The 26,199-nt window shown below is 44.5% G+C and carries 26 protein-coding genes; 7 read left to right on the top strand and 19 right to left on the bottom strand.

Annotation, left to right across the window (positions count from 1 at the left end; all coding sequences use genetic code 11):
• Window positions 1-8 precede the first annotated feature (8 nt).
• The gene (locus NI467_RS04790; RefSeq protein ID WP_253151266.1) at window positions 9-977 is read right to left on the bottom strand and encodes a lysophospholipid acyltransferase family protein; all 969 of its coding nucleotides are present in this window, start codon (window positions 975-977) and stop codon (window positions 9-11) included.
• Window positions 978-1,102: 125 nt separating this feature from the next.
• Between NI467_RS04790 and sppA the strand changes: the two genes are divergently transcribed.
• Both sppA and NI467_RS04780 read left to right on the top strand, forming a co-directional pair.
• Complete coding sequence (gene sppA, locus NI467_RS04785) at window positions 1,103-2,125, top strand: signal peptide peptidase SppA (protein WP_253151264.1); 1,023 nt, start codon at window positions 1,103-1,105, stop codon at window positions 2,123-2,125.
• The gene (locus tag NI467_RS04780) at window positions 2,122-2,916 is read left to right on the top strand and encodes an alpha/beta fold hydrolase (RefSeq protein ID WP_253151263.1); all 795 of its coding nucleotides are present in this window, start codon (window positions 2,122-2,124) and stop codon (window positions 2,914-2,916) included. Before sppA ends, NI467_RS04780 begins: the two co-directional genes overlap by 4 nt.
• Before the next feature lie 83 nt (window positions 2,917-2,999).
• On the opposite strand, the gene purN is transcribed toward NI467_RS04780, so the two are convergent.
• Together purN and purM are read right to left on the bottom strand one after the other, a co-directional pair.
• On the bottom strand, window positions 3,000-3,629 hold the full coding sequence (purN, locus tag NI467_RS04775; RefSeq protein ID WP_151203521.1) for a phosphoribosylglycinamide formyltransferase: 630 nt from the start codon (window positions 3,627-3,629) through the stop codon (window positions 3,000-3,002).
• 7 nt (window positions 3,630-3,636) lie between these two features.
• Window positions 3,637-4,707 carry a phosphoribosylformylglycinamidine cyclo-ligase gene (gene purM / locus NI467_RS04770; protein ID WP_253151261.1) on the bottom strand — a complete coding sequence of 357 codons (1,071 nt, stop codon included), beginning with the start codon at window positions 4,705-4,707 and terminating at the stop codon, window positions 3,637-3,639.
• A gap of 135 nt (window positions 4,708-4,842) precedes the next feature.
• Here purM and cxpE point away from each other — a divergent pair, with 135 nt between their 5' ends.
• The 4 genes from cxpE to NI467_RS04750 all read left to right on the top strand — a co-directional run bounded on the left by cxpE (window position 4,843) and on the right by NI467_RS04750 (window position 11,122).
• Entirely contained in the window at window positions 4,843-6,063 is a 1,221-nt protein-coding gene (cxpE, locus tag NI467_RS04765; RefSeq protein WP_151203525.1) for a chloramphenicol efflux transporter CxpE, read from the top strand.
• A 15-nt stretch (window positions 6,064-6,078) separates the two neighbouring features.
• Window positions 6,079-6,783 (top strand): DnaA regulatory inactivator Hda, encoded by a 705-nt coding sequence (gene hda / locus NI467_RS04760; protein ID WP_151205901.1) that lies wholly within the window; start codon window positions 6,079-6,081, stop codon window positions 6,781-6,783.
• Between the two features lie 121 nt (window positions 6,784-6,904).
• Window positions 6,905-8,704 (top strand): rhombotarget A, encoded by a 1,800-nt coding sequence (gene rbtA, locus NI467_RS04755; RefSeq protein ID WP_253151259.1) that lies wholly within the window; start codon window positions 6,905-6,907, stop codon window positions 8,702-8,704.
• Window positions 8,705-8,713: 9 nt separating this feature from the next.
• The gene (locus tag NI467_RS04750; RefSeq protein WP_253151258.1) at window positions 8,714-11,122 is read left to right on the top strand and encodes a CSLREA domain-containing protein; all 2,409 of its coding nucleotides are present in this window, start codon (window positions 8,714-8,716) and stop codon (window positions 11,120-11,122) included.
• 59 nt (window positions 11,123-11,181) lie between these two features.
• Here the strand turns inward: NI467_RS04750 and NI467_RS04745 are convergent, their stop codons facing one another.
• The 5 genes from NI467_RS04745 to NI467_RS04725 form a co-directional block, all read right to left on the bottom strand.
• Window positions 11,182-11,589, bottom strand: a complete 408-nt coding sequence (locus NI467_RS04745; protein ID WP_151203533.1) for a DUF3106 domain-containing protein — start codon at window positions 11,587-11,589, stop codon at window positions 11,182-11,184.
• Window positions 11,579-11,896, bottom strand: coding sequence for a hypothetical protein (locus tag NI467_RS04740; protein WP_253151256.1), 318 nt, complete (start codon window positions 11,894-11,896; stop codon window positions 11,579-11,581). Before NI467_RS04740 ends, NI467_RS04745 begins: the two co-directional genes overlap by 11 nt.
• Window positions 11,893-12,507: an RNA polymerase sigma factor gene (locus NI467_RS04735; RefSeq protein ID WP_151203537.1), complete on the bottom strand. Its 615-nt coding sequence runs from the start codon at window positions 12,505-12,507 to the stop codon at window positions 11,893-11,895. The genes NI467_RS04740 and NI467_RS04735 overlap by 4 nt, the downstream gene beginning before the upstream one ends.
• A 165-nt stretch (window positions 12,508-12,672) precedes the next feature.
• Window positions 12,673-13,449, bottom strand: coding sequence for an RNA methyltransferase (locus NI467_RS04730; protein WP_151203539.1), 777 nt, complete (start codon window positions 13,447-13,449; stop codon window positions 12,673-12,675).
• Window positions 13,450-13,498: 49 nt separating this feature from the next.
• Window positions 13,499-14,473: a class 1 fructose-bisphosphatase gene (locus tag NI467_RS04725; protein ID WP_253151254.1), complete on the bottom strand. Its 975-nt coding sequence runs from the start codon at window positions 14,471-14,473 to the stop codon at window positions 13,499-13,501.
• A 184-nt stretch (window positions 14,474-14,657) separates the two neighbouring features.
• Here NI467_RS04725 and NI467_RS04720 point away from each other — a divergent pair, with 184 nt between their 5' ends.
• The gene (locus NI467_RS04720) at window positions 14,658-14,837 is read left to right on the top strand and encodes an NF038105 family protein (protein WP_151203547.1); all 180 of its coding nucleotides are present in this window, start codon (window positions 14,658-14,660) and stop codon (window positions 14,835-14,837) included.
• Window positions 14,838-14,914: 77 nt separating this feature from the next.
• On the opposite strand, the gene pal is transcribed toward NI467_RS04720, so the two are convergent.
• The 11 genes from pal to NI467_RS04665 all read right to left on the bottom strand — a co-directional run bounded on the left by pal (window position 14,915) and on the right by NI467_RS04665 (window position 25,733).
• Window positions 14,915-15,487, bottom strand: coding sequence for a peptidoglycan-associated lipoprotein Pal (pal, locus tag NI467_RS04715; protein ID WP_151203543.1), 573 nt, complete (start codon window positions 15,485-15,487; stop codon window positions 14,915-14,917).
• Between the two features lie 54 nt (window positions 15,488-15,541).
• Complete coding sequence (tolB, locus tag NI467_RS04710; RefSeq protein ID WP_253151318.1) at window positions 15,542-16,825, bottom strand: Tol-Pal system beta propeller repeat protein TolB; 1,284 nt, start codon at window positions 16,823-16,825, stop codon at window positions 15,542-15,544.
• Between the two features lie 205 nt (window positions 16,826-17,030).
• Entirely contained in the window at window positions 17,031-18,377 is a 1,347-nt protein-coding gene (gene tolA, locus NI467_RS04705; protein ID WP_253151252.1) for a cell envelope integrity protein TolA, read from the bottom strand.
• A gap of 3 nt (window positions 18,378-18,380) precedes the next feature.
• On the bottom strand, window positions 18,381-18,830 hold the full coding sequence (gene tolR, locus NI467_RS04700) for a protein TolR (RefSeq protein ID WP_151205504.1): 450 nt from the start codon (window positions 18,828-18,830) through the stop codon (window positions 18,381-18,383).
• A complete protein-coding gene (tolQ, locus tag NI467_RS04695; protein WP_151205910.1) occupies window positions 18,830-19,528 on the bottom strand; it encodes a protein TolQ in 699 nt (232 codons plus the stop codon). The genes tolR and tolQ overlap by 1 nt, the downstream gene beginning before the upstream one ends.
• Before the next feature lie 27 nt (window positions 19,529-19,555).
• Window positions 19,556-19,963: a tol-pal system-associated acyl-CoA thioesterase gene (gene ybgC, locus NI467_RS04690; RefSeq protein WP_151205506.1), complete on the bottom strand. Its 408-nt coding sequence runs from the start codon at window positions 19,961-19,963 to the stop codon at window positions 19,556-19,558.
• 508 nt (window positions 19,964-20,471) lie between these two features.
• Window positions 20,472-21,479 (bottom strand): Holliday junction branch migration DNA helicase RuvB, encoded by a 1,008-nt coding sequence (ruvB, locus tag NI467_RS04685; RefSeq protein ID WP_174660121.1) that lies wholly within the window; start codon window positions 21,477-21,479, stop codon window positions 20,472-20,474.
• 239 nt (window positions 21,480-21,718) lie between these two features.
• A complete protein-coding gene (gene ruvA / locus NI467_RS04680) occupies window positions 21,719-22,321 on the bottom strand; it encodes a Holliday junction branch migration protein RuvA (RefSeq protein ID WP_253151250.1) in 603 nt (200 codons plus the stop codon).
• Between the two features lie 118 nt (window positions 22,322-22,439).
• A complete protein-coding gene (locus NI467_RS04675; protein WP_151205913.1) occupies window positions 22,440-23,780 on the bottom strand; it encodes a deoxyguanosinetriphosphate triphosphohydrolase in 1,341 nt (446 codons plus the stop codon).
• 172 nt (window positions 23,781-23,952) lie between these two features.
• The gene (locus tag NI467_RS04670; RefSeq protein WP_005097597.1) at window positions 23,953-24,084 is read right to left on the bottom strand and encodes a putative transporter small subunit; all 132 of its coding nucleotides are present in this window, start codon (window positions 24,082-24,084) and stop codon (window positions 23,953-23,955) included.
• Between the two features lie 11 nt (window positions 24,085-24,095).
• Window positions 24,096-25,733 carry a sodium:proline symporter gene (locus tag NI467_RS04665; RefSeq protein ID WP_253151248.1) on the bottom strand — a complete coding sequence of 546 codons (1,638 nt, stop codon included), beginning with the start codon at window positions 25,731-25,733 and terminating at the stop codon, window positions 24,096-24,098.
• Window positions 25,734-26,199: the final 466 nt, after the last annotated feature.

The raw sequence follows: 26,199 nt of genomic DNA, 5'->3' as shown, positions 1-26,199 counted from the left end.
ACCCAAATCTAAATAGGTGCAATAAGTTTATTTTGTTGTTGAGCTGCTGTTCTGATCTGCTGGACTTTGGCCAAGGCTTGTTGATGCTCCATGGTATACAATCCGCGTAATTCTGGATTGGCCTTGAAGCGTTTATAACTCCAGTGATAATGCTCAGGATAGCGCCGTATCAGGTTTTCAAGAGTTTTAAAAATGACCTGTGTTCCATAATTTGCATCATTTTCATAGATCTGCTCGTCTATCGCTTCGATATGCATATCGAAGCCGCCATTGTCATTACGTAAAGCGTATAAAAACAAGGCTTCGGCTTTGGTTTTTTGAATAAGTTTGGCACTTAAATTGCTGGTAGCGAGCGGGATACCAAAATAAGGCAGATATTCCCCCCCTATACTTGGGGTATGATCCGGCAGAATAACAGTCGTCCCTCCTTGTCTAAGTGCCTTAAAGATTTGACGGACACCGGAGTCATTGGTCGGAACCAGATGGGCTTTTTCACGGCTACGTGCCAGATGTACAAAACGATCAACAGCTGGATTTTTAACTGGCTTATACATGATGGTCATTTGGGTATACTGGGCAAAATAGGCATTCATAATTTCCCAAGTCCCAAAATGCGGCACAATTAACACAAGTCCCTTATTTTCAGCTAAAGCCTGCTGAAAGATGTCTTGACCATGAACCTGATGGATGCGGGACAGGTTTTTTTCGTTACTGGAACCCCAAATACTAAAGAACTCAAAATAAGACATCAGTTCATTACGGATGGCTGCGCGGGTAATTTGTTCCCGTTGCTCCTTGGAAAGCTCAGGCAGGCTGACTTCCAGATTTAATCGAATAGTATTGGAAGTTTTTGAAATTTTTAAAATATTGACCAAACCAGCCAGAGCCTGCGCAATCCAACGTGAAAATTGAATCGGCTGACGGCTAACAAACTTTAATACACTATAAGCAATATTCTGCGAGCTTCGTTCAGTCATTGAGTGTTAATAGGTAAAATGAAAGAAAATAAAATTTATTATAGGCGAAAACGTTTTGTTTAGACAGAATTACCTTATTCAGTGTATATAATGGGTTCAAGATAAATCAATTTATTGGGTTGTTTATGTCCGATTGGCCACCAAAACCTGAAAACCAAATACAACAGTCATCACAGCCAGTGCAACCCACTGGTCCGGAATGGAAGCTGCTGGAGAAAGCAGTTTTAGCTTCTGTAGAAGAACAGCGCCGTGCCCGTCGCTGGGGAATTTTTTTCAAATTTTTAACTTTTGCTTATCTGCTGATTATTATTTTAGCACTCGGTAAAAGTTGTAGTGTAGCTTCTTCTGAGGCCGGCTCAGGCGCAGGTGTGCATCTTGCAGTGGTCGACATTGTGGGTACGATTGCTGCTGACAAACAGAGTGTAAATAGCAACAATACGATTAAATCACTTAAAAAAGCCTATGAAAATAAACAGAGTAAGGCAGTGGTGCTGAATATTAACTCGCCAGGCGGTTCACCGGTGCAATCAGATGAAATCTGGCAGGAAATCCAGTATCTGAAAAAGCAGCATCCGGAGAAAAAACTGTATGCAGTGATTGGAGATACCGGTGCATCTGGTGCGTATTATATTGCTTCGGCAGCCGATGAAATCATTGTGAATCCATCCAGTCTGGTGGGTTCAATTGGCGTGATTATGCCAAATTATGGCTTAAATGGCCTGTTACAGAAAATAGGAGTTGAAGACCGCACCATGACCTCTGGCGAAAATAAAGCCTTGCTCTCCATGACTCAGCCGGTAGATCCTGAACAAAAAGCACATGTACAGGGTGTGCTGGATAATGTACATGGTCATTTTATTCAGGCGGTAAAACAAGGCCGGGGCGACAAGCTGAAATCAACTGATCCTGCCATATTCTCCGGTTTATTCTGGACAGGTGAGCAGGCAGTAAAACTCGGTATTGCAGATCGTGTTGGTAGTCTGAACACATTAAAACGTGAATTGAAAACAGATAAAGCCTTGAACTATACCATCGAATATAGCCCATTTGAGTCAGTGCTTGGCCGTATGGGATCATCAATCGGTGAAGGAATTGCCACTTCGGTTCCCCAGAAACTCCAGTCAGAGAATCATACATCGCTGCAATGAAGCCTTTAATCCATTTTGCGCACGCCAATGGCGTGCCCTCCAAAGTCTATCAAAAGCTGTTCGATGCACTGCAACCGGACTTCGATATTATTTATGTTCATGCTCTAGGTCCAGATAAACGTTATCCGGTAGACAATCACTGGCGGGGCCTGACTCAGCAAGTGACTGATAGTATTGTACGTCAGGCACATGGCAGGCCAGTGATCGGTTTAGGCCATTCTTTGGGTGCAGTATTGAGTTTTCAGGCAGCCTTAACACGTCCGGAACTGTTTTCTCAAGTGATTATGCTGGATCCACCCTTGATGATGGGGAAAGAAGTATTGGCATTACATGCTGCAAAAATACTGCGTTTAAAGGCGCTGGATCAAATGTCACCGGCTGGTTTATCCAAACGCCGTCGTGATCATTGGGACTCGCGTGAACAGGCGGCTGAGCTACTTCGTCCCAAAGGTTTTTATCGAGATTTTGATGCAGACTGTTTTCAGGCATATATTGATCATGGTCTTAGCACTGATCCAGTGCGGGGCGGTGTAGAGCTGACTATTCCGAAGATGGATGAAGTCGAGATCTTCAGGACCAATCCATCACTTTGGTGGCTGCCTCAGTCTAAACCTCAAGTTCCGGGGAAAGTGCTGGTGGCTGAAAAAGGCCCTTTTCTCGAGCGTCGATTCCCTCAACAGATTGAGAAAAAATTCGGTATTCCCTTTGAGATATTCCCCGGCGGACATATGTTTCCTCTGGAGCAGCCTTTAAAAGTCGCAGAGAAAGTCAGACAGCTCCTCCAGGGATAAGCTGGAATAATTTATCAGCTGGTTTTTCTAACAGAATAAATAAAAAACGCCTTCGAAAAGGCGTTTTTTATTTATTTGAAATTTTAAAACTTGCAGAATTGAACCGGTTCATGCATCAATTTACCCTGGTAATAGACCCCAGTATCAGCAGGCTGAAGGGTTCCGCTACAGATCCATTCCACCACTTGTGGGTAGATCAGATGTTCCAGCTTATGAACTCGCTCTGCCAAGGTTGTTGCAGTGTCCTGATGACTGACTTTAAGTACACCTTGAGCCAGTGCCTGACCGGCATCTAGCTCGGCAGTCACATAATGCACAGTACAGCCATGCAATACGTCTCCGGTATTTAATACACGTTGATGCGTATGCATACCTTTGTAATACGGTAAGAGAGAAGGGTGAATGTTCAGCATTTTCCCTTCCCAGGCTTTTACAAATTTTTTACTTAAAATTCGCATAAAGCCTGCAAGTACGATCAGGTCCGCCTCCCAGTCCAGAAGCTGCTGATGCATAACATCATCAAATGCTTCACGGCTTGGATACTGCTGGTGTTCAATCACCGCAGTTGCAATTTTTGCTTGTTGTGCACGCGTTAAGGCATATGCTTCAGGTTTGTTGGAAAGTACCCCGACAATTTTCCCTGACAGATCTGCATCAATCAGGGCTTGCAGGTTTGATCCATTGCCTGAAACAAGAACAGCGATTTTAATCATCTAGGGCTTAAGCGAAAATTACACGAATTTTTTCGTCAGCGTCTGCAACAGACTCAGCATTTTCGACAATATGACCCATTGCCCATGCTTTTTCGCCGAAGCTATTTAGAAGCTCTATGGTTTGATCTGCAGCAGCTGCATCAACAACCAGTACCATACCAACACCACAGTTGAATGTGCGGTACATTTCAAACTGTTCTACACCACCTTCGCGTTGTAACAGTTTGAACAGCTCTGGCCATTCCCATGACGATTCATTCACTACCGCTTGTGCACCATTTGGCAATACGCGTGGCAGGTTACCTGGTAAACCACCACCGGTAATGTGTGCCATTGCATGCACATCAACGTGTTTTAACAGTTCAAGAATAGATTTTACATAGATACGGGTCGGTTCCATTGCCACATCGGCAAGTGGACGGCCATCTACGATTTGATTCAGATCAACATTTTTTACGTCAAGAATTTTACGAAGCAGAGAGTAACCATTTGAATGGGCGCCTGAAGAAGCCACACCAATCAATACATCACCCGCTTTTACTTTTGAGCCATCAATAATTTTGCTTTGCTCAACCACACCCACACAGAAACCTGCAAGATCGTAATCTTCACCTTCATACATGCCTGGCATTTCAGCAGTTTCACCGCCTACCAATGCACAGCCGGCAAGTTCACAGCCTTTACCGATACCAGTGACGACATTGGCAGCAACATCGACATTCAACTGGCCAGTGGCATAATAATCAAGGAAAAACAGTGGCTCTGCGCCACATACCAGAAGATCGTTTACACACATGGCCACCAGATCTTGACCAATCGTGTCATGACGGTTCAAGTTCAGGGCTAAACGTAATTTTGTACCAACACCATCTGTGCCAGATACGAGAACAGGTTCTTCATAACCTTTAGGGATTTTACAAAGTGCACCAAAGCCGCCTAGACCGCCCATCACTTCAGGACGGGAAGTACGCTTTGCGACAGTTTTGATTCGGTCGACTAACGCGTCGCCCGCTTCAATATCGACACCTGCATCTTTGTAGCTTAAACCAGTGTTTGGGGTAGAAGTTGAGTTGCTCATAATGAAGTCTCCGCATTCGCGGCAGGGATTATAACCCGAATATGCAAAACTCTTATGGTATTTGTGGCTTAAAATGCTATCTTTGTGGAAATATTTTACTTTTTATAATGATTAATAGAGAAAAGGTCAAAATTTATGATAGATCGCACATTGCGTCGCGTGTTTATCCTAGCTGCGATAGCTTTATTGCTGTGGATGTTGTATTTACTTAAACCTGTTGTTATTCCATTTGTTGCGGCATTTTTGATAGCCTATCTGTTAAGTCCGCTGGTCGATAAGTTTCATGACGCCGGACTACCGCGCTGGCTTTCAATCAGTATCGTGTTTATTGGAATTGGTATCCTGGTGACCCTGGCCATTTGGTATCTGATTCCATTAATCTGGCAGCAGCTGATGTATGCACGTGACAACATCCCGGCGATAATTGGATGGATCAATTCAAGCTTTTTACCCTGGTTGTCGAATACCTTTAATATGGTTGAAATGGAAGTCGATACGAACCAGATTTCCACTGTGGTCATGGACTATGTACAGACCCATTATAGTGCAGATAGTATCCAGGCCTTTGTACTGCGTTTGGCCCAATCCGGGATTAACTTTTTACAGATTGGCGGGATGATTGTTCTGATTCCTATTATTGCCTTCTATTTCTTGCTGGATTGGGACCGTATGCTGGAAAGCTTGCGCCGCTTGATCCCACGTCCTTATGAAAAAAGTACCTTGAAGATCGTATCTGAGTGCCATAATGTTTTGGGGGCTTTTGTCAAAGGACAGTTCCTGGTCATGGTTTTATTAGGAATTGTTTATGCAGTCGGTTTGCAACTAATTGGACTTGAAGTGGGCCTGATTATTGGCATGGTGGCAGGTCTGGCCAGTATTATTCCTTATCTGGGTTTTGCTGTCGGGATCATTGCAGCGGTGGTCGCGACCTTCTTGCAGTTTGGGATTGACTGGTGGCAGCTGGTTTTGGTCGGTGTGGTGTTTATGGTGGGGCAGGCCGTAGAGGGGTATGTGCTACAGCCTTTCTTGCTCGGGGATAAAATTGGTTTATCGCCAGTTGCTGTGGTGTTTGCGGTATTGGCAGGTGCGCAACTGGCCGGTTTTCTAGGGATGCTGATCGCCTTGCCGGTTGCTGCTGTAATTGTAGTGTTATTGCGACATATACGGGAGTATTATGAGCATACGGATTTTTATGGTTATAAAACCCGGGTGATCAGAGATGCTTCGACAGGGTCGATCAGTGTTGAGACTGCAGACGTAGACGTTGATATTGAAATGAAAAAGCCAGAAGCAAAATCACTGCAGGCTGATGAAAAATCCAGTAAGATGGATGCCTCTTTTAATAAAGACTCATAAGGCCATTAATATTATATGCGTCAATTGCAGTTAGATATAGAACCTCAACTCGATGCCCGAATCAGTGATTTTTCGGGTCCGGGCTGGGGGCATGTCATTGATGCCATTCGACAGTTACATGCTGGATTAATTAACCGTTTTTATGTATATGGTGGGGCAGGTACAGGTAAAAGCCATTTACTGTCTGCGATTTGTGATTCTTATCTGGAGATCGGTAAGTCGGCCATTCAAGTTTCTTTATTAGAGCTGCTAGATGCACCCACTGAAGCCATTACCTCTCTGGACCGTTTTGATCTGATTGCGCTGGATGATATTGAAGCCATCAGTGGCGTACCGCATTGGCAACGCGCCGTTTTTCATTTGATTAATTATAATAATGAAGGGGGCGGTCAGCTGGTGTTTTCATCGCGTTTCGCGCCTATTGAATTAAAACTGGAACTACCAGACCTACAGTCTCGTCTGACCCAGGCGGTCAGTGTTCGAGTACCCAATGGTAGTCTGTATGCTGACCGTTATGCGCTGGTCTCTTCGGTTCTGGATCGTCGCGGGATACATCTCGATCCACAAATTTTTGATTATTTACTTAACTACGGATCTCATCAAACCTCGGTATTATTACAGACCCTGGAGCAGATTATCCAGCTATTAAAAGGAGAAAAGTTAAAGGTAAGTCATGCCAATTTAAGACAGATTTATGCATTAATTGACGAATATCGATAAGTTATAAAAAATCTTGAGTAATTACTCAGTCTATGCCAAAGTAAGGCAAAATTATTCGCTGTTGCACGGATTATGCAACTCTAGAAAAAAAACAAATAAATAAAAAACTAAGGAGAAGGTTATGCTCAAGAGGGGCATAGGCGTGGCTTTGCTATGTATAGCAGGGCAGGCATATGGTGCAGATATTGTTGTAACCACTACAGAAGATATTGAAAAAGACGACAAGGAATGTTCCCTTCGAGAAGCCATTGAATATATTAACCGAGAGGCAGGCAAAGAAGGCTACCTGGGATGTGGAGGAGAGAACTCTACAACCACCATTTTATTAAAAGCAAACAACACCTATGTCCTGAATAAGCACATTCCGGTTAAAAAATCCCTGGTCATTCGATCTGTTGCTGAAAATGATGGAAACTGGAGCTCTACCGAGCAGGTGCGGGGCAGGGAAAATGCCCGTATTCAGATGAAAGGTACAGATAACCTGTTTCGGATTGCTAACAATGAAAATTGGATTACTGCTACTTTAAAAGAGCTAGACCTAGAAGGCTGTGGAGCGGCCAGTTGTGCTGAGGAAGGGGGCTTGATCTATAACCAAGGTAGATTAAGCTTGGAGCACAGCCGTTTGTTTAAAGGCGCGGCTATAAAAGGAGGCGCAATTTATAGTGCTGGTCAGTTTGGTGACAATCTGATGAGCAGTGTAATTATCAAAAATAGCCTGATTGAGAATAACAAAGCACAACAAGGGGGCATTCTTTATACAAAGTTGCCATTTTTCTTTATCACGCAAAGTGTACTAAGAGACAATCAAACCTCAAATCTGAGTAGTGCCAATATTTATACAGCTGGTCAGGTCGCTGATCTTGAAACTATTGAGCGAAAAAATGCAGAAATGAGCAGCAGTACGCTACTTAAAAACAGCGGAGTGCTGATTAATGTAGTGGATGGAATGGGACTAAATAACCTGACCATTGTTGATAATGCAGATACAGCCTTACGTTTGGAAGCGCCGCATGCTAAAGCTTATGTAGCCAATAGTATTATCTTGAAAAATGGTGCACAGGATTGTCAGATTACCGCTACAGATAAAACAACTGTTCAAAATAATCTAGTAGGGAGTTGTGGAGCCGGAGAAGCCCGTTATCCAAACCAGATCTGGACTGGAACTCATCTATTTGCAGAAAAAACGAATCAGAGTGAAGGCGTTTGTCAAAATTTCAGAGAAAATACAACAGCAATTTTATGCCCTTATAGCATACCAAAAGACCAGTTCTTAGGGTATATACGGCCGCGTATTTTGTTGAGTCATGCGGTGGTAGAAGACTCGCCTATCGTAAATAAAGGCCTGCCTTCGAATAAGATAGATAGTGAAGTGATTGGCTGTGCAGAAGCTGACCAGCGGAATAATAACCGTTTGATAGATAACCAGTTTTGTGACCGCGGTGCCATTGAAGTGATTGTTCCAACCTCTATGAGTCTGGTCGGCCAGGATTTGCTGAAAGGTGAGGTGGCCAAATTTTCAATACAGCCCTATCTTGGCGATAGTGACCTCTTGCCTAAAGAACAATGCAGCACTTTGGTAGGCCCACCTCCATCAGGACAAAGCTGGCAAGATGGATGTTTGAGAATTGTACAAACCAAAACAGAATCAAAAGGTAAAACCACCATTGATCTGGAAGGGAATGTAACTTATACCCCGGACTCTGGTTGGCATGGCGCAGATATTTTTGAAATTCAGGTGGTGACGTCTTCTACACGCTTTAATAAATCCAAGCCTTATCTGGTTTTGAGTACACAGATTGTGCAAGAGCCTAAAAATGAAATGCAAGACAAGTCAGTTAAAACTTCTGGAGGCGCGTGGGGTTTTGGTGGGCTAATTGCTTTGTTGGGGTTGATAGGATTACAACGTTCTCTGAAAGATTAAGGAACAATCATGAAAAATTATAAAAAAGGATTGCTGGCAGTCATGATTTTATCTGCCATGAGTTTGATGGCAGCTGAAGATAAAACTATTTATGTCACCACACTGTTAGATGAAGATGGGGAAAATTCTAAAGCTTGCTCTTTACGTGAAGCGATTAAAACTGCAAAGCTGGATAAGTCTTATGGGGGGTGTAATGTTGGACGTACACTCCGACTGGATGGGAGTGCGGCTGATGTCATTCAGCTTGAGGCGGGTGAATATAAGCTAGACCGTGAACTGATTGTAGAGTCAGCAGTGAAGATCTATGGTAAATCCCCCTATAGCTATAATACAAAAAGCCCGATCACTTTTTTATATCCTACCCGTGAAGCGCTGAAAACCACCATTTCTGGTCAAAGTAAGACCCGACTATTTAACACCTTAGAAAGTCAGGTGAGCTTAAATATCCAGAACCTTATATTAAAGGATGGTTATGCGACGAAAAATTCTTATGATCAGGGCAATGGGGGCACATTTTATGTCGCGGGGCCTTTAGGCGTGATTAATAGTGAAATTGTAGGGTCTAAAGCAGAGGCAGAAGGAGGAGCAATTTATGCGACTGCCTTGAATAATGAAAAAAATATCCAGATAGTAGATTCTTTAATTCGCAACAATGTGGCAAATACGTATGGCAGCATCTTGGCCATGGATTGCAGTGGAAATTTAGGCAGTACCCAAACGGTGGTGGATATTATCCGAAGCAGTCTGATTCAAAATGGTTCCAGTCATACAGCGAGTATTCTAGATTTTTGTGGCGCAGCTAAAGTAAATATCCAAAATTCAACCATTGCCCAAAATACTGCCAGTGCCCAAGGCTACATTCTGCGTATGGCCCATCATTTAAGCCGGCCTTTAACCAGTAGCTCAGTGCTCAATGCTTCTAATAATACAATTGTAGAAAACGTAGCAAAATCAGTTTTATATTATGATGACTTGGGAGTAAAAACGCTTAAACACAATGTTTTGGCATTTAATAAAGGTTTATCTTGTGAATATGCATTGAATGCAGGAAGTCCTCCCCCAGCACCAAAAATTTCTTTCACGAGCGATTTCAATGCAATAGAGCAAGCTGGGGAATCAAGGTGTGTATTGCCAGAGCTGGAGAAAGAAAAGGTCTCAACCAATATTGATGTATCCAATACAACGCTTGAAAAGCTGTTGACACCCTTTATAGAGCCCTCGATCAATAACCGTTATCTAGGTATGTATTATCCAGTTGATAATCAAACTGATACAGATCTGGTTGATATTGGAGACAAGAATTGTATTGAAAACGATCAGCGCGGGATTGAGCGTGTCGTTGATGCCACTTTGCTTTTCAATCCAGCTGCAAGAAATACCTGTGACATTGGCTCGATTGAAATGCGGCGTTTTACTGCAGCAGATATAGTCGGACTTAAAAATGTATCGTTAACAGAGCTATTGAATTCTTACCAAAAAAATATTGATGATCTTCAATCTATTCTGAATCACAAGGATACTTTGCCAGAAGAGCTTCCAGGTTTAAAAGAAGAGTTAAGAGAGTTTGAAGAGCTGCTCAAATATACCAAGCAGCACCAAAAATATCGCGCTATTTATATTGACCCTTTTAAGCTGGCGATGCCACAGGAAAACTTGGAAGCCAAAGAAATTATCATTAAAGCGCTTAATGCGCAAAACTATGATGTTGAAGTGAAGTCTTTGGGCGTAGGTGGATTAACAGGTGAGGGGGATTCACTTACGGTAACAGGTCATCCAGAAGATCCGAATTTAAAGTGTGAATGGAAGCCGGATCTTCAACGGATCATCATGTATCGTACTGATGGGAAAGTAACTGATGCTAATGATATGGAGTTCTGTAAATACACCTTGAAAGATAAGAAGACAGGAGCGAGTAGCTCGGGAATTTTAAAGGTTACTTTTGCCAATATTCAGCCCATTATCAAGAGTGATGTCTATGCCATTAGCCCTGATAAGTATCTCAGCGTAACTGTTAATCCTTTGGAAAATGACAGTGATGATGGGGATGGACCTGCGATTAATGGCAAACCGGCTTTTTATCGGAATAACGACGCGCTAGAAATTCCTATCCGGATTAAAATGCCGGCAGGAGTAAGTGTCAGTGCTGAACGTGAAGGTCCTTGCCCAGGTGATTATCAAGGTGAGAGATGCTATGGCGGCCAACTGACTTTTAAAGTGAAAAATAGTTTAAGTCAGGCAGACTATACGATTATATATAATATATTTGATGCCGATGGGCTGATGTCTGCTGATGCAGAGATTTTACTACGCAATACGCTGAAGAACACCAATAATACTTCTAGTGGTGGCGGCTCTTTCGGTATTTTCGGGCTGCTTGGCTTGGTTGGTTTAGTTGGCTATCGCCGCTGGAAAAAATAATCACAACCTTCTGATATATTAAAAGCCTCCATTGGGAGGCTTTTAATATTCTTTAGGTTTCAGTGAGAGCTGGGCTGAGTCAATTGCTGATATTTTTGAATATATTCTTCACGAATGGCCAGACGTTCTTCAGGTTTCGCCTTTTGCATCCGTAAACCTAACTCTTTACGTTCCTGGCTGCTCATCATTTGCCAGGTTTCACGCATTTTCTGTTTTTCAGTCTCAGGAAGCTGAGTAAACCAGTCTAGACGTTGCTGCAAATTAATTTGTTGCTGTTCCGGAATTTCCTTCAAGGCCTGATAGCGTTTAATCAAGGCCAGTTGTTCAGAATCAGACAGATCTTCCCAGGTATCATTGACCTGAGTATGCGCGTCCTTGGAAAAAATCCAGAAACGTTCAACCCCTGCAAAACTGGTTTGTAAAAAGCTAAATGCGCAGAACGCAATCGCTAATCTTTTAGCTGCCATGGAGAACCTTGTCCTCACCTAAAACCATTAGCATTTCTAAATCTTCCAGCATTTGTGGAGAGAGTTTGGGTACTGAAACAGTTTGGGTTTGTGGCTCATGCTGGGTAGCAATATTCGGTAAAACGATTACACCTGCAATTGCGGCTGCCAGAGCGAAACCAGACATTTTTAGAAATGCAAAACGTGAATGTTTAGATTCCTGAATTTCTTCAAGAACATGGTGCATCACCACTGGTTTGTCTTTATGGTGTTGTGCCAGTCCATCAAGTTTGGAAGTTACTTGCTTTAAGAAATCATCTTCTTTCATTCGGATGACCCTCCCAGATATGGATTTAAATGTGCTAAAGAGGCACGCAGTCCTTGAATAGCGCGGTGATAATGAGTTTTTACACTTCCTTCACTGCAGTTCATAATTTGTGCCGTGGTATGAGTATCAAAGCCTTCCCAAGCTCTAAGCATAAATGCCTGTTGTTGACGTAACGGTAACTTGGCAATGGCCTCCTGAATTTCTTCAGCAGTAACCGCCTGATCCAAAAACTCGAGTGGGGATGGTGTTGATTCATCTACCAAATGATCGAATTCAATCTCATCGTCATCGAGGCTGACTTTTTTAAAAAAGGAAAATGGCTGGCGCCGACGCGCTTCTTTCCGGCGCCAATCCTGCAACTTGTTGTTAAGGATCGTATAAAACAGGGGATACCATTCTTCAGTGCTTTTTTCAGCATAGGATTTATGCAAGGCAATAAAGGCTTCCTGAACCAGATCCATGGCAATGCCATGCTGATCCTGAGTTGCACTTTCCATCATGACCAAAGCGCGACCAGTCACATCCTGCATGAAATTCTTTAAGCGAGACTCAGCGGTACTCTTTAGAATACTTGCCTCTTGTGACTGTAACGGTTTTGGTGCTAAATCCATAGAGATGGAAAACCCTGTCATTGGACACCCACCATTATTCCCAACTTTATATATATAACGCTGGGACTAATGATTTGGTTGACAATAAAACTTATTATTTTTGTAGTGTAATCTATTTTACAAATACACGGGTTGGAATTAAAACAATGTAACCTAAATACTCATCTAGATACGTTGACGGACCATTTCAAAGAAGCAGATTGACCCGGCAATCGCAACATTCAAGGATTCCTGTCCACCCGGTTGCGGAATAGCCACGGCTTCTGCATGTTGCAGGGCATAATCTGATACCCCTTGGCCTTCATTGCCTAGAATCCAGACACAGGCTTTACGCAGATCCTTGCTATACAGGTTGCTAGAACGATGTGAGCTGGTGACATACACTGGAATCTTGAAGTTTTGCAGTACCTCTTCCAGGGCAATATTTTCAAAAGTTTGCAAAGAAAAATGCGCGCCCATACCTGCACGTAGTACACGTGGTGACCAGAGTGAGGCTGAACCTTTGGTGCAAATTACCTGATCAATACCGGCCGCGGCAGCAGAACGTAACAGGGTGCCGACATTGCCCGGGTCCTGCACATTTTCCAGAATCAGGGTGTCTGCCGTGTAGTCCAAGGTCTGACTTGAGCTTGGAATATCTACAATCGCCAGACAAGCCAGAGAAGTACCTAAGGTACTTAAATCTTTATAGAGTGATTCACCAATCACGAATACCACGCCTGAGTATTTTTTTAAAATCGTATCGAAATCAGGATGCTCCAAGGCGTGTTCAGTTGTGAAAATGGAGTTGATTTTTTTATTTTCATGTAACCATGCAAGACACAGGTGCGTGCCTTCAAGCACGGTTTGCCCTTGTTTTTTACGATAAGAATTCTGCTCAATTAAACCACGCAGGTGTTTAATTTTAGGATTGTCTTTGGATTCAAGGAAGATGGTTGGCATAGGGAAAAGTCCACGGCAGTCGATCAGATCATCAACTGCCGTTTAAAAATTAATGATGGTAGCTGGTGACAAGCTCAACTTCGTTTTTTGAACCGATAATCACAGGCACGCGCTGATGCAAATCTGTGGGTTCGATTTCGAGAATGCGTATACGGCCTGTTGTTGATGTACCGCCTGCCTGTTCCATCAGCATGCTCATTGGATTGGCTTCGTACATTAAACGCAGACGGCCGGCTTTTTTAGGATCTTTCAGGTCGTATGGGTACATGAAAATCCCGCTGCGGCACAGAATACGGTGAATATCACCTACCATACAGGCCACCCAGCGCATATTAAAGTCTTTTTCACGTGGGCCAGTTTTGCCCGCGAGCAGTTCATCAATATAACGTTGTACCGGTTTTTCCCAGTGACGCTGATTTGAAGCATTGATTGCATATTCTTGGGTATCGGCTGCAACCTGAATATTTTCAGAAGTCAGTAAAAACTCTTGGTTTTCCGGATCAAAAGTAAAGAATACGGTACCGGTACCCACAGTCAGCGCCATCATGGTGGAAGGACCGTAGAGTACATAACCTGCTGCAACCTGATGTACACCAGCCTGCATGAAATCTTCCGCCTGAGTTACAGCATTTTTTGCAGGCAGAACCGAGAAAATAGTACCTACACACATATTGATGTCGATATTGCTTGAACCATCGAGTGGATCGAACAAGACCAGGTATTGACCATTTTCTTGTGCAGGCGTAAAGGTATCCAGTTCTTCCGAGGCCAGACCGCCGACATGCGGGTGCTGTTGCAAAGCATCAATCAGATAATCATTGGAAATGACATCCAGTTTCTTTTGCTCTTCGCCTTGAACGTTTTCAAGCTGGGCGCTTCCCAATATACCTGCTAAAGCACCTTTTTGCAGAAGCTGGTCAATACGCTTACATGTATTCCCAATTGTTTCAATTACTTGTGCAAGCTCAGGGGTGAGGTTCCCGCTTTGTTGTTGTAAAAACTGGGATAAGGTGCGGTATGACATAAGAGAAAAGCTCCAAGACTTAAATCAGGAAAAAATGATCAAAACGATATGCGGCTACATTTTAGATGAGAACGCTTGAAAAGAACAATTAAACTGGGTTATTTGTTGTGATTTTGCCCTTGCAACTCTGCTGGAAAGTGCTATGTTGAAGGCAAAGGAAAAAGTTGTATATAGGAGCACAGAGATGACGGTATTAAAGTTTGATGCGACTCCGACGCCAGGAGAGGCAATTAATCTTGATGAGATTTCCGAAGACAAGATGAAAGAAGCCTGGAAGGATTATGAGGCTAAGCCTGAATATAAAAAATTCAATAAGCATGACATGATTGAATCGATGCAACCTGCTGAGGAAGAGCAGGGATGACCTCATCTTCAAATCTTCATGCAATAAAAAAGCACTCGATTGAGTGCTTTTTTATTGGGCTTAGAGTGTGGTAATGATTATTTCAACAATGGCGGAACGGCTTCGTAATTGATTTCAACACGGCGGTTTTCTTTCCAGGCACTTTCATCATGGCCTGGATTCACCGGCATTTCTTTACCATAGCTGACCGCTTCCAGTTGGTTGGTATTGACACCAGTGGTGATCAGGAAGCTTTCAACCGCTTTAGCACGGCGTTCACCCAGTGCCATGTTGTATTCACGTGTACCGCGCTCATCTGTGTGACCGGTTAAAGCTACACGGGAGTTAGCATTGGCCATCAGGAACTGGGCATGAGCCTGAAGCGTGCGAATGTCGTCATTGCTGAGTTCGCTACTGTCATAGTTAAAGTGTACAACGCGCTTTGCAAGATAAGCCTTATTCTCAGCTGTCACCCCTTTGGATGATGCGCCAGCCATGTTTTGTGCACCTAATGCTGCATCTTCACTCAAGCCTTGAGTATTGACGGTCGTGCTACCGCTAGTATCCAGGTTGCCGGTCTGTACTTCAGCAGCAGGCTTGCGGCTTGCACAACCCGTCATCACTACGGCTGCTGCAAGTAAAGGAAGCGCAAATAATTTTACTTTGTTCATCTTCATCTCCATGAAGGTTGATTATGGGGTAAAGCATTTTTAAATATTAAACTGTTATTTGGGTGCCCAAGCCGGTTCACGAACTTCACCGGTTTCACTTGGTAAATTCATGCGAAAGCGGCCATCCAAGGTCATGATTGACAGCAGACCACGTGCGCCTTCGCGTGTGGCATAAACCACCATCTGGCCATTTGGCGAGAAGCTTGGCGATTCATCCAGACTGGTTGGAGTCAGGATATTGGTTACACCAGAGTTTATATCCTGTACCGCTACTTTATAATTACTGCCGCTTGGGCGATGTACCAAGGCAAGCTTTTTCCCATCTGCACTTAAAGTTGCGCGAGCATTAAAGGCACCCCGAAAGGTTAAGCGTTTGGTGGTTTGATTGACCAGGTCGTAACGGTAGATCTGCGGAGAACCCCCACGGTCTGATGTAAAGATAAAGGATTTGCCATCTGGTGCATAACGGGCTTCGGTATCAATTGAGCTATCATTGGTCATACGCTGTAACTGGCGTGTTTCCAGATTCATCTGATAGATTTCCGGGTTACCGTGCATGGAGGCAGTAAATAGCATGCTTTTGCCATCTGGCGAGAAGCTTGGCGCGCCGTTTAAGCCACGGAAGCTGGCCAGTTTTTCACGTTGACCTGTAGCCAGTTCCTGTACATAAATAGCAGGGCGCTTGGTCTCAAAAGATACATAAGCAATTTTTTTCGCGTCCGGTGTCCAGGCGGGTGACAAAATCGGATCGCGTGAGGTCAAGATGGTCTTTGGCTGTTCACCGTCGGTATCGGCGATTTGCAGGGTATAACGCTGTTCCGGCGTGGCCGGGTTACGCAGCACATAAGCAATACGGCCGCTAAAGTCGCCCGCAATTCCTGTTAATGCCTGATAAATTGCATCACTGATCATATGCGCTGCCTGGCGAGTACGCGAGGCGGGAACAGTGAGTAATTCATTGAGTAAATATTGTCTTTTTTCAACATCATAGAGTTGATACTGGATGCTAAACGAACCATCAGGATTGGTTTTAGATGAACCCGTTACAACATAAGGTACGCCAGCAGATGCCCAAGCTTCTGCATTAGGGGTGTTGAGGGTCGCTGTCGCAGGCAGGTTTTTTGAAGCACTGGTAAATTTTCCAGAACGATTCAGGTCATTTTCTACAATCGGATAAATACTCTGGTCTTGACTAAAAGGCACGATGGCAATTTTAGGTGCTGCTTCGGGGGCTTTGGTAATTTCCAGATGCAGCTGGGCCTGTGACTGGGTCGCCGTCACTGCACCAAGGGTGGTCATAAGGGCAAGGCAGAGTAGGTGTTTGCGAGTCTTTTCCATCATTCGTTATTTACTCAAATCAACGGCGTTATTCTAAGGTGATCGGGCTACATCATCGCATGGATTTATGTGAATAAAACCATGAATTTATCACCAAACTGTTATGCGACTGTGAAAAGCGAATATTTTTCAGTCTATTTTAATTAAAGTCTAACTTAAAAATCCAGCCATCACACCTGTTCTGGAAGATGGCTGGATTTTTTATTTATTGGGCTGTGAAGGTTGAGGTAAAACTTCGTGCTTCTCGGCGTGCATCTGGATCTGAAGGCATCGGATACGGCGCAGCAGCACGAACTGCAGCTTCTACGCTGGCTTTCATGTCTGCATCACTTGAGTTTACGATGACAGAAACCACACCACCATTATCATTCAAGGTCACACGAGCAGTAGCACGCTGACCTGATGATCCCACTGGAGTATCCCAAGCACGTTTAATTTTATTTTCGAAATCACGTTTTGCAGTAGACGCAATTCGTTTTGATTCTGCTTTTTTCTGAGCAGCTTCTTCAGCCGCCTGTTTGGCTGCTGAAGCCTTGGCATCTGCCTCAGCTTTGGCTTTCGCATCGGCATCCGCTTTACGTTTTGCATCTGCCTCAGCTTTGGCTTTTGCATCGGCATCCGCTTTACGTTTTGCATCTGCCTCAGCTTTGGCTTTTGCATCGGCATCTGCTTTACGTTTTGCATCCGCGTCAGCTCTGGCTTTTGCATCGGCATCCGCCTTACGTTTGGCATCCGCTTCGGCTTTCGCCTTTGCAGCAGTATCGGCTTTGGCTTTAGCTGCCGCATCGGCTTTTGCTTTGGCATCGGCATCTGCCTTACGTTTTGCATCCGCCTCAGCTTTACGTTTTGCATCCGCCTTACGCTTTGCATCTGCCTCAGCTTTGACTTTGGCATCGGTATCAGCTTTACGTTTTGCATCCGCGTCAGCTTTCGCCTTTGCAGCATCGGCTTTTTGTTTGGCGGCCAAATCCGCTTTTTTCTGAGCTTCTAATTTGGCTTTTTGTGCAGCATCGGCTTTACGCTGTGCGTCAAGCTCGGCCTTACGAGCAGCGTCGGCTTCAGCTTTGGATTTCTGCGCTGACTCAGCTTTGGCTTTAGCAGCTGCCTCTTTAGCCTGTTCGGCTGCTTTCGCGCGTTTTGCAGCTTCAGCTGCTTGCTGGGCGGCCTTGGCTTGAGCAAGCTCTGCTGCTTTCGCTTCTTGCTGGGCTTTTTGAATATCGATCTGTGGTAGTGATGGTGCAGGTTGCAGTGCCGGAGGGGTTGGTGCAGCTGCTGTTGGAACCACCGGGGCAGGCTCTACGCTCGGTTCAGCTGTTTGGGTAATTTCTTCTGCCACATTTTCATGGGCTGTTTCTTCAAACTCGGTTTTTTCGTGAGTCAGCGGTTTTAAGTCCTCAGGTTTGATCAGGACCGTTTTGATCTGTTTTGGTGCTTCGGGTGGCTTACTCATGCCCAGAAAAAGTAGGCCCACCAAAGCAACAGCGTGGATTCCCAAGGTAAATCCAATCGCCACTGCTTTTTGCTGAAAGGGTGGTTTCTGATAATTTTTCATACTTTATTCTAATGGTTTGGTCAGTAAACCGACTTGGGACAGACCGGCATCTTGCAGGCTCGACATCAGCGCCATGACATCGCCATAAGGACGGGTGGTGTGACCGTTGATCACGACATTCAGCAGCTTGTTATTCTTCTCAGCCTCGGTCTGCGCTTCCACCAAAGTCTGGCTCAACTCAGCTAGTGTGACTGGGCCTGTGGTCTGGTTTTTGTAGTCCAGATAATAGGTTCCATCTTCTTTCAGCGTGACAATAGTGGGTGCATCTTTAGATTCGATGGGTAGACCATTGGCCTGAGGCAAGTCAACTTTAATACCGCTGGTAATCATGGGAGCCGTCACCATGAAAATAACCAGAAGTACCAGCATGACATCGATATAAGGTACGACATTCATGTCACTTTTCAGTGGCTTTTTAATACGCGCAAAGCGTCCTGCACCTTGAATAGCCATTAGTTCGTGTCCTGTGTTACGCCCACCGACTGACGTTGCAGCAGCGCCACCATTTCTTCAGCAAACAGGGCACGATCTGAGTACAGGGTTTCGCCTTTAGCGGTGAAATGGTTAAAAGCCAATACAGCTGGAATTGCTGCAAACAGGCCAATGGCTGTAGCAATCAGCGCTTCTGCAATGCCCGGTGCAACGGTGGCCAGCGTTACCTGCTCGACATCAGCCAAGCCAATAAAGGCATTCATGATGCCCCAGACCGTACCAAAAAGACCGACATAGGGTGCAACTGAGCCAATGCTGGCCAAAGCTCCCAATCCCTGTTCAAGTTGTCCCTGATCACGACTGAGGCCGACACGCAGAATACGCTCTGTCCCTTCAATGGACTGGGTAGTCGGCGCATGACGCTTTTTCAGTTTCAGGAACTCACCCAGACCTTGATAGAAAATATCTTCAAGACCGGTACGTTTAGAATTTAGCTGGGCATTGTTATATAAGGTTTTCAGTTCGGCCCCTGACCAGAAAATTTTCTGGAAATGCTGGTCTTCAGCCTGAGCCTTTTTATAGCTCATATATAACTTGGCAATCAGATACCAGCTGTACAATGAGGCTAACAGCAAAGAAAGCATCACCAGTTGTACGACAGGGCTTGCTTGTAAAATAAGATCTGAAACTTGAAGAGATGATTCTAACTGAGTTGCCATAGTTGTTACGTGTGCCAATTAATTTTTTTAGTCTTGTTCCAATTCTTTTCGAATCAGTTCGCGTATTTCATCTGGAAGTCGACGCGGTTTCATTTCTGCACTAATACATGCCAACTCTACCTCGCCAGATGCAAGCATGATTTCACCACGATAAATATTTTGTTGCAATACAAATGATGAAGCTTTACATGAAATGACACGTGCAGTAACAGTAATTAAATCATCCATTAAAATTGGACGCATATACTTCACGCTAATTTTGTGCACAACAAAGTTATAGTCAGACTGATGCCAGTAATGACTGACGCCAGCCGCACGTAACCATTCGGTACGGGTACGTTCCATATAGCGAATATGGTTGGCGTGATAGACAATGCCACCCGCATCAGTATCTTCAATATAGACGCGGATATTGAATTCAAAGTGATTCGCCATAGTTTTGTTCCATGCAGGTTTTACGAAATATTTGCTTGTTTTAAAAGGTGGGGCAAGGTTTGAAATCTACTCTATTCCCTCCTGAAGCCAAGCAAATTAGCGCGTCAAAGTTTAGCATTGTGAGCCTTGAGACCAATGGCACAAGATGTCAAATCTGAGTCGGCACGTTATTGCGTCTGTAGAGCGCAGTCAATTGCTTATTTATGAGGCAATCTTAGCAGGGTGAGTACCTTGACTCATCTATATCTGAATAGGGGGAAATCCGCTTGTGTTGTTCTGTTTTTAGCTCATTTGAGTCTGCTGAGTGATTTTAATGACGGCAAATGTTTTAGCAGTACTCAGAGCATAACTGTATATACCCAGTCTATCCGGTATGAATAACTTGGTTTCTTACCCAAGTCACGACTGACAAACGCTAAGGATTCTCTGCTTTAACAATAAGGACAGGATGATATGAAAATGCTCAATATTGACCGAAAACCATAAGGGAGTATGTACTCCCTTCCCGTCATTTATCTTTTGATTCAGGTGGAGTCATGCCAAATTGCAAATACGCCATATTGGTGGCAATACGTCCACGTGCAGTTCGCATGACATAACCTTGCTGAATTAAGTAAGGTTCAATCACATCTTCCAGAGTCCCGGAGTCCTCTGCCATGGCCGCTGCCACGGCTTCAACACCCGCAGGGCCACCCTCAAAACGTTCCAGTAACATCGACAGGTAACGGCGGTCTAAAGTATCCAGGCCATCTTTATCGACATTCAACATATCCAGCGCACGTTGTGCCATGTCCTGAGTGACTTCACCAGTGCCTTTGACCTGTGCATAGTCACGTACGCGGCGCAGTAAACGGTTGGCAATACGTGGTGTGCCTCGGGCACGGCGGGCGATTTCTTTTGCACCATCGTCTGTCATTGGGACATCCATTAAGCTGGCTGAACGTGACACAATATGGGTCAGGTCAGCAACAGAATAGAACTCTAAACGCTGCACAATGCCAAAACGGTCACGTAGGGGAGAGGTCAGCAGACCAGCCCGTGTGGTTGCCGCCACTAGTGTAAATGGAGGTAAATCCAGTTTGATTGAACGGGCAGCCGGACCTTCACCAATCATGATGTCTAGCTGATAGTCCTCCATCGCTGGGTATAGAATTTCTTCAATTACTGGGGAAAGGCGGTGAATTTCATCAATAAATAAAACATCACCCTCTTCAAGGTTGGTCAGCATCGCTGCCAGATCACCCGCACGTTCCAGCACTGGGCCTGAAGTGGATTTTAAGTTGCCGCCCATTTCACGGGCAATAATATTGGCCAGTGTGGTTTTTCCAAGGCCGGGAGGACCAAAAATAAGCGTATGGTCGAGGGCTTCTTCACGGCCACGAGCAGCGCCAATAAAGATTTCCATTTGTTCACGGACCACGGGCTGACCGATGTAGTCATCGAGGGAGGTCGGACGGATGGCACGATCAAAATGATCTTCGGGTTTTTCAGAACCACTGATGAGACGGTCTTGCATAGCTTTTGAGTCTATCTCTATGGATTTATTTGAGGTTGATAAATTCATAGCCTCAAAATGCACCTGGAATGTATATGCCCTTGGGTAGGCATTCTCTTACTTTTGGCAGGGGAAAAGTAACAAAACCCTTTAGTTAGACAGAGGATACAGGAGGTATCCTCTGTCTAACTGGCGACATTCAGGTCGCCAGTCACGTATCAAAATAAGTGTGAATGGACTTATTAGAAAGTCATTTTTTCTTATTTATTCATTGATTTTAAAGCCGCACGGATAATATCGCTGGCTTCAGTAAACTCGCCTTTGGCTGCGTTGACCAGTTTCTGTGCCTCAGCTGGTTTATAACCGAGTGATTGCAAGGCTGCTTCGGCTTCGGCCACTGCAGAATTCCCCATAAACTGAATCTGGGGTGCAGTAGAATTGGCCGGTGCGGTACCTGTGGCCATCGCCTTAAAGCGGTCTCGCAGCTCAATCATCAGGCGTTCAGCGGTTTTTTTGCCCACCCCCGGTACTTTGACCAAGGTGTTGAGGTCTTCGTTCTCAACTGTGTGAATCAGCATTTCTACACTTAACGTTGACAGAATACCCAGTGCCATTTTTGGGCCAACGCCATTCACCTTTAATAAGGTCCGGAAAATGGTTTTTTCCTGGGCATTTAAAAAGCCATAGAGTAACTGCGCATCTTCACGTACGGCCAGATGTGTCCACAGGGTAATGTGCTGACCTTTTTGGAGCTGGCAAAAGGTGGTAAGTGGTGTATCAATTTCATAACCCACGCCATTTACATTTAACAGGACAGTCGGTGCTTCAAGCGCCAGTACTTCACCAATTAGGCATCCAATCATCTTTTATCATCACTAAATTCAGTTTGTAGCATAGTAGTCAGCATTTTCAGTAAAGGCAAAACCACTGCTGCACAATGGGGGATTTTACTGTCATCATCACTTAATACAGCAGGATATTTTATAATAATCCGACTTTATTGCCCTGTAATTCCTGTGACAGGTTATAGGCCTGATGATCAGAAAATTTTGAGATAATATCCAGGACCTGCATAATATTTTCATAATGGCTGGCTGTGAAATTCGCACCTGAGCGTTGCAGAATCGACATCAGGCGCTGTTCCTTAAAGCTCAGCGTTTTATGCGGTATAGTCAGCGGAATAAATGCATCCAGAATATTCTGCAAGCATTGATGAGCAATGATTTCCAGTCCTGCTTTTTGCGGATGCTCAAAAATCCTGTCACGCGCCAGTTCTTTGGCCCGGTCAATCCCGCTTTCAATATCTGCTGTGCAATATTGCAATAACCCACCCTGTAACTGGCCCGATAAAATCTGGTCATGATGTCGGGCAAAGGCCGTGGTCACTTCATTCACCAGGCGTTTCATCACACGGCCACGCAAGGCGGCAATTTTCTGCTGCCAAGTGGTATTTTCCATGGCTATCTCGGACGGAACACCATAGTCGCCCAGCAGATTTAGAAATACCGGCTCCACTTCCTCATAACTCAGCATATTCAGGCTGATGCCATCTTCTAGGTCAATCAGGGCATAACAGATGTCATCGGCTGCTTCGAGCAGATAGGTGAGTGGGTGACGGCAGTATTGATACTCGTCTAACTGGATCAGTCCAAGCTCTTCTGCGATCTGTTTTAAAATGTCTTTTTCCGCCTGATAACAGCCAAATTTGGCTCGTTGACTGGCCGGGCGGTCACCTTGAGATGCAATGGTTTTGGACAGCCACGGATATTTCAAATAAGCGCCTAAAGTGGCATACGTCAGGCGCATGCCACCGTCGTTGGGATGATAGTCAATCTTGGTCAGCAGGCGCAGACCTTGGGCATTGCCCTCAAACTGGCGTACATCGGCTTCCTGCTCGGGACTCAAATCTTTTAAGAAGTCCGTATGCGATACATCATCAAACCATTCCCGAATTGCATATTCACCCGCATGACCAAAGGGCGGATTACCAATATCATGCGCCAGACAGGCTGCCTGAATAATGGCACCGACATCTGCCGGGGAAATCCAGGGTGGCAGCCGGTCTTTAATTTTCTCTGCTGCCAGCATTCCCAGCGAGCGTCCAATACAGGACACTTCAAGCGAATGGGTTAAACGGGTGTGAATCCCGTCATGCTGGGTCAGGGGGTGAACCTGCGTTTTACGGTTCAGCTGCCGGAAGCTCTGGGAAAAAATAATCCGGTCATAATCTTTATGGAACGGGCTGCGGGCCAGTTCAGTACTTTGCTTTTTACTACCAATCCGAACTGTGGAAAGCAGTTCTAACCAACGCATTTGAGTCATTTATCATTATTCAGTTCTTTGCTCTGTGCATCATGCCAAAAAAGTGACGACAGCACTAGGGTGCTGCGACATGAATTGTCGGAACACACAAAAATCTGTGGAAATTTCAGTTGAACAGTTGCCATAAAAAACAGGTCATATTGACCTGTTTTTGTCTCATGAGAGTGGTGTACTAAAGCAAATCTTCACCACTGATCTTGGCTTCCTGGATGTCTTTATAGACTCCCATACAAATGACGAACAGAATCATCGTCGCCACCAATGGCCAAAAAAGTACATATAGGGTCATAAATTGACTACTCATCTGAAATCTCCTTATTTACTTTTCTCAGATACCTGGTGAAATTCAATCACCATTTTATTGATTTGTTTAAAATCAAATCGTTCTTTGCTATTCATTAAAGTCAGGACAGTACAGACAATGGCGCTGCTGCCATAGGCGGTCAGAGAACTCAATAGCGTGCCATAATCACGCAGGAAGCCGATGGTCCATGGAAGGAAGCCGATACTGGCCAGAATGCCGACCACCAGGCCAACTTTCTTGCCAAAGAAGCCAAAGCTCATCAGACCCAGTACCACACCAATACCGAGGGTCGCCATAAGCTCAAAGCCAAGTGCGATCAGACCCTGAATCGGCAGCCATTCAAATCGAACCACCAGAAAGCTTAAAAATGCGATACCGACAGACCAGTTAAAGGCACGAGCATTGACCTTGTCCCAGTACAGGCTGGCAATCACCGGGAATACAATGGCACCCCAGAGCGCGCCGACGAAAATCAGCATCGCCAGAATATCGAATTTAAGCGTGGCAATTAAAATACCGAGCATGGTGGCTACAATCATGGTCATCCGGCCAATAAACAGCATCTTCTTCGGATCAGGACGATTTTTAGCAATCTGTTTGCCATAAATGTCGGTCATTACGATGGCAGACAAGGCGGATAAGTCCGAATCCGCCGTTGACGAAAGCGCGCCAATCACCATGAAAAAGAGTAAGCCCACCATAAATGGAGACAGATACGTCGCTGCCATTTGTGGAATCAGGTTGTTCAGGTTGCCATCAATCGGCTGAATACCGGCAAAGAGTGCCAATAATCCGAGCATTCCTAAACCGACGACAATCGCTGCATAACCAATGGTTGCGGTAATGAAACTCGGTTTGATCAGGTCTTTACGGACTGCAAACATGCGTTGAGCAATGGTCTGGTTACCAATTGCATAGGCCAGTACCGCCACAAAAAATGGTGCGCCTTGTTCTAAAAATGCGGTTTTCGAAAAGAAATCCAGCTGTTCCGGTTGCAGATTATGCATGCCGGTCTGGAACAGTGACGGGCCGCCCAGCGTAAAAAATAGCGTTGGAATAATGATCACTGCTGCCACAATCATGGCAACCAGTTGACCAAAGTCGGTAAATACCGAGGAGCGGAAACCTGACCATAAAGTATAGGACAGGACGCCAAATCCGGTAATCAAGACCCCATGGATAAAGCTGAGGGGAGACAGAATTTCAACCAGCGCACCTGCTGCGGTAAAGTTTACCATCAGGCTGATCACGCTCCCGACAATGTTGGAGCCGGCCAGAATCATCTGGCTCTGGTTGCCATGCCGCGCATGCATGATTTCTGCCAAAGTGTGCGCATTGGGTGCCAGTTCGCGGAAACGTTTGCCGAATGGATAGATAAATAAAATCATCAGTGCACCCCACAAACCATAGTGTAAAGCACCGGAAACACCGTATTTATAACCGGACGAAGCTGCTGCATAAAATGAAGCGGCCCAGATCCAGGTGGCGGTCATACTGGCCGCAGACATTCCAAAGCCGATGGAGCCATTCGAGACCATATATCCATCGACATTTTCATTTTTTTGCTTAATGCGTAACGACAATAGAAAGGTGATGCCATAGAAAAGCACCATCAATAGTACAGTTGCTGTACTAGTGAATTGAAACATATATACTCCTTAAGCGGGTCACCTTTTGTTTTTGAAAATTAAATCATTGGCAACAGATTAAGGCTCTAGATTAGACAGAGCAGTGAAGCTACAGAAAATAAAAAAACCAGTGTCTGAATATCAATTTGATATGCATATCTGCAGCAGAAAAGAGGATGATTTATGCGTCCTGAATCTGGACATTTCCTCAACAATTGGCGTAGAGGTTAACATAAAATCATCAAATTTAATGATGAAGTCCTCAATTATGCAGATTCTTTGCTGATATAAGGCTATTTTCGATTTCGACATCTTCTAATATGTGGACCTGTGAGTGATATATTTTTATAGGAATTACAGCTATTTATTGTAGGGTTTTTAATTAGAATAAAGATTGATAGTAGTCATGAAATAAAAAAGTAACAAAATTTTAATATTGCCTGTTTTCTGCATTATGAGTCGTGATTTTTCTCATAATAGGCCACGA

It is taken from the genome of Acinetobacter sp. S4397-1 (genome assembly GCF_024129285.1).
GTDB lineage: Bacteria > Pseudomonadota > Gammaproteobacteria > Pseudomonadales > Moraxellaceae > Acinetobacter > Acinetobacter lwoffii_C.
The sequence above is the reverse complement of the archived record's forward strand: the minus strand, read 5'-3'. Positions and strand labels throughout refer to the sequence as shown.

Coding starts and splice junctions, on each gene's coding strand:
- NI467_RS04730 (WP_151203539.1), bottom strand. CDS start 13,449: ATGCCAACCATCTTCCTTGAATCCAAAGACAATCCTAAAATTAAACAC.
- NI467_RS04750 (WP_253151258.1), top strand. CDS start 8,714: ATGAAAAATTATAAAAAAGGATTGCTGGCAGTCATGATTTTATCTGCC.
- purN (WP_151203521.1), bottom strand. CDS start 3,629: ATGATTAAAATCGCTGTTCTTGTTTCAGGCAATGGATCAAACCTGCAA.
- ruvB (WP_174660121.1), bottom strand. CDS start 21,479: ATGCAAGACCGTCTCATCAGTGGTTCTGAAAAACCCGAAGATCATTTT.
- tolQ (WP_151205910.1), bottom strand. CDS start 19,528: ATGGCAACTCAGTTAGAATCATCTCTTCAAGTTTCAGATCTTATTTTA.
- NI467_RS04780 (WP_253151263.1), top strand. CDS start 2,122: ATGAAGCCTTTAATCCATTTTGCGCACGCCAATGGCGTGCCCTCCAAA.
- NI467_RS04675 (WP_151205913.1), bottom strand. CDS start 23,780: ATGACTCAAATGCGTTGGTTAGAACTGCTTTCCACAGTTCGGATTGGT.
- NI467_RS04735 (WP_151203537.1), bottom strand. CDS start 12,507: ATGGATTTAGCACCAAAACCGTTACAGTCACAAGAGGCAAGTATTCTA.
- pal (WP_151203543.1), bottom strand. CDS start 15,487: ATGAACAAAGTAAAATTATTTGCGCTTCCTTTACTTGCAGCAGCCGTA.
- rbtA (WP_253151259.1), top strand. CDS start 6,905: ATGCTCAAGAGGGGCATAGGCGTGGCTTTGCTATGTATAGCAGGGCAG.
- NI467_RS04740 (WP_253151256.1), bottom strand. CDS start 11,896: ATGAAAGAAGATGATTTCTTAAAGCAAGTAACTTCCAAACTTGATGGA.
- NI467_RS04670 (WP_005097597.1), bottom strand. CDS start 24,084: ATGAGTAGTCAATTTATGACCCTATATGTACTTTTTTGGCCATTGGTG.
- cxpE (WP_151203525.1), top strand. CDS start 4,843: ATGATAGATCGCACATTGCGTCGCGTGTTTATCCTAGCTGCGATAGCT.
- purM (WP_253151261.1), bottom strand. CDS start 4,707: ATGAGCAACTCAACTTCTACCCCAAACACTGGTTTAAGCTACAAAGAT.
- NI467_RS04790 (WP_253151266.1), bottom strand. CDS start 977: ATGACTGAACGAAGCTCGCAGAATATTGCTTATAGTGTATTAAAGTTT.
- sppA (WP_253151264.1), top strand. CDS start 1,103: ATGTCCGATTGGCCACCAAAACCTGAAAACCAAATACAACAGTCATCA.
- ybgC (WP_151205506.1), bottom strand. CDS start 19,963: ATGGCGAATCACTTTGAATTCAATATCCGCGTCTATATTGAAGATACT.
- NI467_RS04665 (WP_253151248.1), bottom strand. CDS start 25,733: ATGTTTCAATTCACTAGTACAGCAACTGTACTATTGATGGTGCTTTTC.
- NI467_RS04720 (WP_151203547.1), top strand. CDS start 14,658: ATGACGGTATTAAAGTTTGATGCGACTCCGACGCCAGGAGAGGCAATT.
- tolA (WP_253151252.1), bottom strand. CDS start 18,377: ATGAAAAATTATCAGAAACCACCCTTTCAGCAAAAAGCAGTGGCGATT.
- ruvA (WP_253151250.1), bottom strand. CDS start 22,321: ATGATTGGATGCCTAATTGGTGAAGTACTGGCGCTTGAAGCACCGACT.
- NI467_RS04745 (WP_151203533.1), bottom strand. CDS start 11,589: ATGGCAGCTAAAAGATTAGCGATTGCGTTCTGCGCATTTAGCTTTTTA.
- tolB (WP_253151318.1), bottom strand. CDS start 16,825: ATGGAAAAGACTCGCAAACACCTACTCTGCCTTGCCCTTATGACCACC.
- tolR (WP_151205504.1), bottom strand. CDS start 18,830: ATGGCTATTCAAGGTGCAGGACGCTTTGCGCGTATTAAAAAGCCACTG.
- NI467_RS04725 (WP_253151254.1), bottom strand. CDS start 14,473: ATGTCATACCGCACCTTATCCCAGTTTTTACAACAACAAAGCGGGAAC.
- hda (WP_151205901.1), top strand. CDS start 6,079: ATGCGTCAATTGCAGTTAGATATAGAACCTCAACTCGATGCCCGAATC.